1 pseudogene is annotated in these 2,217 nt (G+C 71.0%); it reads right to left on the reverse strand.

Going from position 1 to position 2,217, the window contains the following annotated elements:
• Positions 1-51: 51 nt before the first annotated feature.
• Positions 52-2,217 (reverse strand): annotated as a pseudogene (locus AB0O00_RS36550) (hypothetical protein); the annotation flags it as partial.

The raw sequence follows: 2,217 nt of genomic DNA on the forward strand, positions 1-2,217 counted from the left end.
GGCCGCAGCCCGGGGGTACTGCGGCCCGCCCCGGTTGAGGGTGCGCGCGGGTCAGGAGAGGGTGACGTCGTCGAACTTGGTGGTGGTGGCGTCGCCCGGCCAGTTGTCGTCGTGGTTGGTCAGGGTGAGGGTGTAGGAGTGGCCGGCGGTGACGGCCGCGCTCTTCTGGACCCAGCCGGAGTTGGCGGCGCAGGTTTTGGCGAGGACGGTGGTCGTGGTGCCGGTGGTGTTGTCCTTCAGCGTGGCCGTCGCCCAGTCGTAGGTGGCGGTGTCCGGGTAGCTGACGTTGTACCAGAAGGACACCGTGCTGGTGCCGGACGGCGCCGTGAAGGTCTGCGCGATCGAGGAGTCGCCGTTGGTCGGCGAGGTCGAGCCGAGCAGGGCGGCGTACGAGCCGCTGTGCGCACCGGCGGTGGTGACGCCGGTCGCGGGGCCGGTCGCCGTCCAGCCGGAGAGGCTGCCGGCCTCGAAGCCGCCGTTGGTGATGCCGCCGGTCGGGCCGTTGGTGACGGTGAGGGTGTAGGTGGCGGTGTGGGTGGCAGAGGCTCCGGTGCCGGTGACGGTGATCGGGTACGTGCCGAAGGGCGTGCTCGCGGCCGTCGTGACGGTCAGCGTCGAGCTGCCGCCGGAGGTGACGGAGGCCGGGCTGAAGGCGGCGGTGGCGCCGGTGGGCAGGCCGGAGGCGGTCAGGTTGACGCTCTGGGCGGTGCCCGACGTGGTCGCGGTGGAGACGGTGGTGGTGGCGGAGGAGCCGACGACGGCGCTGCCGGACGTCGGGTTCAGCGCGAGCGAGAAGTCGTTGGTCGCCGTGGAGCCGCAGCCGGGCAGGGTGAAGGAGGAGATCCGGGTTGCCCAGTTGAAGCTGCCGTTGGCGGGCTCGTACTCGTCGGTGTACCAGAAGGTGCAGTCGTCGGCGGGGTCGACGGCCATCGAGGTGTAGTCACCCCAGCGGCTGTAGCCGGTCTGGGAGCCGGCGCCGGTGATGGCGGTGGTCTCGCCCTGGGTCATGGTGCCGAGCGCGTCGCCGGCCAGGCGGCCGGTGTAGCGGATCGACGGGTGGGTGCTGGAGGAGGACTGCGAGTAGCCGAGGGCGGTGTTGCCGGCCTTGTCCTGGGCGATCGAGCCCATCCAGCGGTAGGTGGCGTCCGGGGCGTAGGTGCCCTGCTGGTAGACGGTCGGGTTGCCGCCGGAGAGCCGGAACTCGTACCAGCGGGCGCCGACCGAACTCCCGGCGGTGACCGAGTGGTTGACCACGAGCGACTCGTGATCGCCGTAGTTGCGGTAGGCCAGGCGGAACATCAGCCGGTCGGACAGCGAGTCGAGCTGCTGGGTGGTGCCGCCCTGCGGGACGCAGGTGCCGGAGGTGCCGCAGGCCGTGGTGTAGGAAGCCACGGTGAGCGAAGTCGGCCCGGTGAAGGTGGAGTTGGCCGGGGTGGCCCAGTCGACGTGGAACTTCCAGTACGCCAGCGAGGTGTTGGTCGTTCCGAGGCCCATCAGGGTGGCCGGCTCACCGGTCGGCGGCGCGGTGGAGCCGTCGAGGTCGGAGGCGAGCAGCCCGCCGTACGAGGAGGAGGTGGTGTAGCACTGCTGGGTGGCGGCGGCGCCGGTCAGCATGCCGGCCCGGTCCATCGCGCAGGCCTGGGCGTTGAGGAACGATCCGGCCGGGGTGAACATGTTGTAGGTGATGTAGTACGCGTCCGGCCACACCGAGAGCTTCGGGTAGTCCGGGAAGTTGGCGAACTGGTACGCGTACCGGTTGTACGTACCGGTCGCGTCCGCGCTCGTGGAGACGGCCATGCACTCGTAGTACGGGCCGGCGGAGGACGAGACGTTGGCGAACTGGGTGACCACCCAGCGGTTCGCCATGGTGTCCCAGCGCACCACCGCGTCACCGTCGTTGGTGGACTGGCAGTAGCCGCCGAAGCCGGACCACAGGGTGCTGGTGTTGGTCGGGGCGAGGACGGTGGCGCCGGTCTTGTCGTAGACGCCGTAGGCGGTGTTGACCGTCTCGACGATCTGGGTCGAGCCGACGGCGGCGTTCGGGTCCGGCGGCACGCCGGTGACCGAGTAGTTCGCGGAGCCGATCCCGTCGAAGCTTGCGCCGGTGGACGGGACGGACGGCCCGCCGGGCGTGCGCTGCACGACCGGGTCGGGGACGTGCGAGGCCGGCGGGTGGGGCAGGCGTTCCTCGTGGTCGTGGCCCTTGTGCTTGGGGCC

The sequence above is a fragment of the Kitasatospora sp. NPDC093558 genome (assembly GCF_040683475.1).
Lineage (GTDB): Bacteria > Actinomycetota > Actinomycetes > Streptomycetales > Streptomycetaceae > Kitasatospora.